The sequence below is a fragment of the Propionicimonas sp. genome (assembly GCF_047606205.1).
Classification (GTDB): domain Bacteria; phylum Actinomycetota; class Actinomycetes; order Propionibacteriales; family Propionibacteriaceae; genus Propionicimonas.
This window is the reverse complement of sequence record NZ_JASGES010000048.1, coordinates 1-6154: the sequence shown is the minus strand read 5'-3', so window position 1 is coordinate 6154 and position 6154 is coordinate 1. Positions and strand designations below refer to the sequence as shown.

At 73.6% G+C, this 6154-nt stretch carries 5 protein-coding genes; 3 read left to right on the top strand and 2 right to left on the bottom strand.

Translation table 11 applies throughout. From position 1 onward, the window contains the following. Positions 1-131: 131 nt before the first annotated feature. Positions 132-1133, bottom strand: a complete 1002-nt coding sequence (locus QM633_RS03340) for an aldose epimerase family protein (protein WP_415152310.1) — start codon at positions 1131-1133, stop codon at positions 132-134. A 48-nt stretch (positions 1134-1181) separates the two neighbouring features. Next, complete coding sequence (locus QM633_RS03335; protein WP_415152309.1) at positions 1182-2456, bottom strand: multidrug effflux MFS transporter; 1275 nt, start codon at positions 2454-2456, stop codon at positions 1182-1184. 198 nt (positions 2457-2654) lie between these two features. On the opposite strand from QM633_RS03335, the gene QM633_RS03330 reads away from it, so the two are divergent. The 3 genes from QM633_RS03330 to QM633_RS03320 all read left to right on the top strand — a co-directional run bounded on the left by QM633_RS03330 (position 2655) and on the right by QM633_RS03320 (position 6032). After that, positions 2655-3872 carry a glycosyltransferase gene (locus tag QM633_RS03330; protein ID WP_415152308.1) on the top strand — a complete coding sequence of 406 codons (1218 nt, stop codon included), beginning with the start codon at positions 2655-2657 and terminating at the stop codon, positions 3870-3872. Beyond that, on the top strand, positions 3865-4623 hold the full coding sequence (locus QM633_RS03325; RefSeq protein ID WP_415152307.1) for a PIG-L family deacetylase: 759 nt from the start codon (positions 3865-3867) through the stop codon (positions 4621-4623). The genes QM633_RS03330 and QM633_RS03325 overlap by 8 nt, the downstream gene beginning before the upstream one ends. Positions 4624-4727: 104 nt before the next feature. Next, complete coding sequence (locus tag QM633_RS03320) at positions 4728-6032, top strand: FAD-dependent oxidoreductase (RefSeq protein ID WP_415152306.1); 1305 nt, start codon at positions 4728-4730, stop codon at positions 6030-6032. Positions 6033-6154: the final 122 nt, after the last annotated feature.

Genomic DNA, 6154 nt, shown 5'->3' with positions numbered 1-6154 from the left:
GACCAGACGGACACCACCCCGTCCCCACCACCCCGCGAACGACCAACACAACCGTCCCCCGAACCACAACCGGGACACACCCGCGAACGAGAACAGAACCGTCCCCCGCCCGAAGGCGTCAGGTGGGTTGGTCAGGCGCCGACGATCAGCCAGCGGGTGGTGGCCACGTACTCCTCGCCGGGGCGCAGCGTCGTGCTCGGGAAGGACGGCTGGTTCGGGGAGTCGGGGTAGTGCTGGGTCTCCAGCGCGACACCAGGGCGGCGGGCGTAGGGCCGTCCGGACGTGCCGACCTGGGTGCCGTCGAAGTGCTCGCCGCCGTACACCTGGATGGCCGGCTGGTCGCTCTCGATGACGAGGGTGAGCCCGTCGGGCCCGGTCAGCCGGCAGTGCTCGCGAAGGCCGTACCCGTCCACCACGAAGTTGTGATCGAACCCGCCGTTGCGGGTGATGCCCTCGGCGTCGCCCTGCACGCGGGCCGCTCCGAAGGCGCGCCCGCCACGGAAGTCCGCGGCGGTGCCGGTCACGTCCCTGATCTCGCCGGTCGGGATCCCGTCCGCGCGATTGGGGGTGTACCGGGAGGCGTGCACGGTGAGCAGGTGGTCGTCGGTGCTGCCGGCCCCCTCGCCCGACATGTTGAAGTAGGGATGCGTGGTCAGGTTCACGACCGTCGGCGCGTCCGTCGTGGCCCGATAGGTGACCTTCGCTCCACCCGGCACCAGCTCGTAGCGTGCCCTCACCGCCAGCGTCCCCGGATAGCCCTGGTCGCCATCGGGACTGCTCAGCGCGAACTCCACCCAGCCGTCCCCCCGCCCGGCCACGGCCCACTCGCGGGCGTGGAAGCCGTCCGGGCCACCGTGCAGCTGGTTGGGCCCCTCGTTCGGCACCAGCGGGTACTCGACCCCGTCCAGGGTGAACCGGGCGTCGGCGATCCGGTTCGCGAACCGGCCCACCGTCATACCGAGGTAGATGCTGGCCCCCAGGTACTCGTCGAGGTCGGCCGCGCCGAGGACGATGTTGCGCCAGCTGCCGTCGGAGAGCCGGACGTCGAAGCGCCGCAGCGTGGCGCCGAGGGGCAGGAGTTCCAGGCGAACTGTGTCGCCGTCGAGCCGGATGAGTGAATCCTCGCTGATCACGGTGATAACGCTATCAGTCCGCTCTTCCGCGGGTAAGGCCGGCGCGCGTCAGAGGTCGTCGAGCGGCTCGTAGGCCGCGGAGTCCTGCGGGGGCTTCGGGACGGGCGGGGCCACCGTGCGGTGGTGGCGCCAGAGCAGCCAGCCGGCGGTGAGCAGGAGCAGCGACCCGGTGGCCAGGGCGATCAGCGAGAATCCCAGCGCCGGTGCGACCGCAGCGGAGATCACCGTGTTGCCCAGCAGCGCGACGAAGTTCTGCACCGAGGACGCCGACCCGCGGGAGTGCGGGAACAGGTCCAGCATGGCGAGGGTGAGGACCGGGAAGGCGAGCGCCACCCCGAAGGTGAGCAGCGGCAGCGGGAGGATCGTCCAGGGCAGTCCACGGGTGGCCGGTACGAGGTTCAGGACGAGGTTGACGGCCGCCGCGAAGAGGCTGATCCGGTAGCCGAGGGTGGCCAGCCGGCTGCCGCTGAGGCGTCCGGCCATCCGTCCGCTCGCCCACGATCCGATCACCATGCCCGAGATCAGGGGAACGAAGAGAACCCAGAAGTCCGTCTCGCCCAGCCCCAGCAGGTTCACGACCAGGAGCTGTGCCGAAGAGATGTAGAGGAACATCGCGCCGTTGTTGAACATCGCGGTGAACGCCAGCCGCCGCCCGTGCGGGTTGCGCCACACCCCGCCCAGGTCGCCCAGCAGCCTGCGCAGGTCGAGCGGGCTGCGCCGGTCGGCGGGGTGGGTCTCCGGCATGAAGAACAGCACCAGGACCAGCAGTGCCGCACCGATCACGGCCAGCGCCCAGAAGATGCCGCGCCACCCGCCCCAGCCCAGCATCAGGCCACCGGCGACCGGGGCGATGGCGGGCGCGAGACCGAAGATCATCGCGACGTGGCTCATCGTCCGTTGCGCCTGCTCGTCGGCGAACACGTCGCGCACCATCGCCCGGCTGATGATCGCGCCCGCCCCCGCGCTCAGGCCCTGCAGCGCCCGGAAGACCAGCAGCATCGGCAGGCTCGTCGCGAGTGCGCAGCCGATGGACGCGCCGATGTACAGCACGGTGCCGGCCAGGATCACCGGCTTGCGGCCCAGCCCGTCCGACAGGGGCCCGTGGACGAGGCTCATCACGGCGAAGGCCAGCAGGTAGGTGCTGACAACCTGCTGCAGGGCGAGCTCAGAGACGCCCCACTCGGCCCCCATCCGGGCGAAGGCGGGGAACATCGTGTCGATCGAGAACGGGCCGACCATGCCGAGGCCGGCCAGGATCACGAGGAACAGCCAGTGCGGCCCGACGTCGATGGTGCCCGAACGGGAGGAGGGTGCGTCGGTCACCGGAGCATCTTGGCACGGCGTCCCCCGGTATCCCGACCGGGGCCGAGTGAACGGAATCGCCCCGTGGATCGCTTCCGGGCGCCCCTGAGGCCCTGATCGCATCACAGAGTGTGCGATTCCGCCCAGGCCCCGGCCCGGTCGGGGGAGAGCCCGGCGACCTGCGGGATCCCGCCCGGGCCCCCGGACTATGCTCCGTCCGTGCCTGCCGCCCTCCGCATCTGCTTCGTGTCCATGCACACGTCCCCGGCCGCGGTGCCGGGTACCGGCGACGCGGGCGGGATGAACGTCGTCGAGCTCGCGCAGGCGGACGCGCTGGCCGCGCTCGGCCACCGGGTGGACCTGGTCACGCGGCGCACGCATCCCGAGGACGCGGACACCGTCGAACTTCAGCCCGGCGTCACCCTGCACCACGTGGACGCGGGCCCGCGGACCCCGCTGGCCAAGAGCGCGATCGACGCCCACATCGAGGAGTTCTCGGCCGGCCTGGCCCGGCTCCCCGCCCCTGATGTCGTCCACTCCCACCACTGGATGTCGGGCGTCGCCGCACTGCCGGTCGCGCAGGCCTGGGGCGTCCCGCACGTGCAGAGCTTCCACTCCGTCGCCGCCCCGCCCGGCTCACCGCTCTCGGCCGGCGAACCGCCGGAGTCCCCCCGGCGAGTGCCCGGCGAGGCTGCAGTGGCGAGGGAGTCCCAGGCTGTCGTGGCGATCTCCGCGGCGGAGGCGCAGACCGTGATCGACCGTTGCGGTGCCGACCCGGATCGGGTATCGATCGTCTCGCCCGGCGTCGACCACGCGCTGTTCCGTCCGTTGGCCGCGGCGGAGGACCGCTGGAGCCCCGCGCCCGCCGGCGACGCGTGGCCGCGCGGCTACGTCCTGATCGCCGCCCGGCTCGAGCCGTTGAAGGGCCCGGACCTGGCCATCCAGGCGGTCGCGGGGCTGGACGCCGAGGTCCGCCCGCACCTGGTCGTCGCAGGGGACGCGTCGTCGGCGTTCGCGTCCTACGAGCGCGAACTGCACGCGATGGTGGCCGAGGCCGGGCTCTCCGGCGGGGTCACCTTCCTCGGCGCCCAGCCGCGTCCGGAGCTCGCCCGGTTGCTGCGCGGGGCCAGGGTGCTGCTCGTCCCCTCGCACTCGGAGACGTTCGGGCTGGTGGCGCTGGAGGCGGCGGCGAGCGGGACGCCGGTGATCGCCGCGTCCGCCGGTGGCCTGCGGGAGGCCGTCGCCCACGGCGTGACCGGCCAGTTGATGGATTCGCGGCGCCCGGAGGACTGGTCGCTCGCCCTCACTCGTCTGCTGATGGTGCCCGGGCTGCTGGCTCGGATGGGCGCGGTGTCCCGCGTCCACGCCCGCCGGTTCGACTGGGGATGGGCGGCGCAGCGCCTCGTCGCGGTCTACCGGCAGCAGCTCGATGGCTGACCCGCTGCCGGACGCCGGCGCCCGGATCGCCTTCCTGCACGCGCATCCCGACGACGAGACCCTCGCCACCGGCGTCCTGCTCGCACACCTCGGCGCGCGCGGCGACCAGGTGGCGGTGGTCACGGCGACGCGCGGCGAGCAGGGCGAGGTGGTGCCCGGCCGCCTGTCGGCGCTGGCCGGGACGCCTGAACTGGTCGCCCACCGGGAGGGTGAGCTCGCCGGCGCGCTGGCCGAGCTCGGCGTGCGCGACCACGTGTTCCTGGGGACGCCGCCCGCGCGCGTCCCGGGGCTGCCCCCGCGGCGCTACGCCGATTCGGGGATGCGCTGGCTGGACGCGGCGGAGACCCTCGCCGGTCCCGGGGAGTCGGCCGGCCCGGACAGCCTCACCGCGGCCCCCGTGGCCGAGGCCGCGGCCGACCTGGCCGCCTTCCTCACAGCCTGGGAAGCGGACCTGCTGGTCGCCTACGACGTCTACGGCGGCTACGGGCATCCCGACCACGTGGCCTGTCATCACATCGCGCGGGCCGCCTCCGACCTCGCCGGGGTGCCGCTGGCGTACGTCGTCTCCGAGCCGCTGCTCCCCGTCGAGGGCGCCGTCGAGCTCGCGCTCCCACGGTATCTGGAGCCCGTCCGGAGGGCGCTGGCGCACCACGTCAGCCAGCTGACCGTCGACGGCGCACAGGTCGTCCACGTCGGCGGCCAGCGGCAGCCGATCGTCACGACCGTCCACCTCCTCCGCCCACAGCCGTAGCCGGCGTCGGCGAGGGTCTTGACGAGCGGAGCGAGGCGACCGCGAGAATCAGGGCCACGGGGCGGTGCGCCCCACGGTGGTTCGGACGAGTCGGCGGAGGTCACGTGGACGAGGCAGGCAGGGTCGCGATCGTCGGGGCCGGGCCGGCGGGGCTGTTCACCGCCGCCGCGCTGCTGGCCCAGGCGCCGGACCTCTCGATCGACATCTTCGACCGGCTGCCGACGCCGTTCGGGCTGCTCCGCTACGGCGTCGCGCCCGACCACGCCAGCATCAAGGCGGTCGCGACGACGCTCGCGCGGGTGTTCGACGCACCCGGCGTCCACTTCCTCGGCCTGGTCGACGTGGGCCGCGACGTCACTCCGGACGAGCTGCACCGGGCCTACGACGCGGTTGTCTACGCCGTGGGCGCCGCGGACGACCGGCACCTCGGCATCCCCGGCGAGGACCTGCCCGGGAGTCGGTCGGCCCGCCAGTTCGTCGCGTGGTACTCCGGCCACCCGGACGCGGAACCGCAGCCGCTGGCCGGGGTGCGGGACGCGGTCGTCATCGGCGTGGGCAACGTGGCCGTGGACGTGGCGCGGATCCTGCTGAAGGACGCTGCCGCGCTCAGCGCGACCGACATGCCCGACGCCGTGCTGGCCGAGCTGCAGCGGGCGGAGATCGAGCACGTGTGGCTGGTCGGACGCCGTGGTCCCGAGCACGCGAGCTTCACCACCCCCGAACTGCGGGAGTTGCTGGAGACCCCCGGGATCGGTGTGACCCTGGCCGGGGTCGACCCGGCAGCGATCGACCCGGAGACGCTCGAGCGGCATGCCAGGGCGAACGTCGCGGCGATCGCGGCGGCTGTGGCGATGTCCCCCGAGGTGGCGCCACGCTGGCTGCACCTCGCGTTCTGGCACCGTCCGGCCGTGCTGCGGGGCGACGACCGCGTCCGCGCGGTGCGGCTCGAGCCGACCGGTGCCGGGGCGGAGGCGGACGGGCTGGAGGTGCCGGCGGACCTCGTCCTGCGCTCGATCGGGTACCGCGGCGTCCCGGTCCCCGGGTTGCCGTTCGACGACGGCCGGATCCCGAACCTGGAGGGCAGGGCGCTCGAGCTGGACGGCTCCGCGCGTCCCGGCGAGTACGCGGTCGGCTGGATCAAGCGAGGCCCGGTCGGGCTGATCGGCAGCAACAAGAAGGACGCCGCCGAGACCGCCGCCCACGTCCTCGAGGACCTGGCGAGCCTCCCGCGGCGCCGGCTCACCGACCTGGACGCCCGCCTCGCCGCGCGCGGGGTGACGCCGAGCACGTTCGCGGACTGGCGCCGGATCGACGCCGCCGAGATCGGCCGCGGCGGTATCCGCGGCCGCGAGCGCACGAAGATCGAGGCCTGGCACGACCTGCTCGACCTGGTCCGCCACGACGCGTGAGCGCCGGTCGGGGGCACCTTCCCGGCGTGCCGGTGACGGGGGACCCTCCCCGCGTGCCGTCGGCGAGGTGGCTGCGTAGGCTGGCGCCGTGATCAAGCACATCGTGATGTGGAACTTCGCCG

What these genes read in the sequence shown, in the direction of transcription:
- QM633_RS03325 (WP_415152307.1), top strand. Translation starts at nt 3,865, where the DNA reads ATGGCTGACCCGCTGCCGGACGCCGGCGCCCGGATCGCCTTCCTGCAC.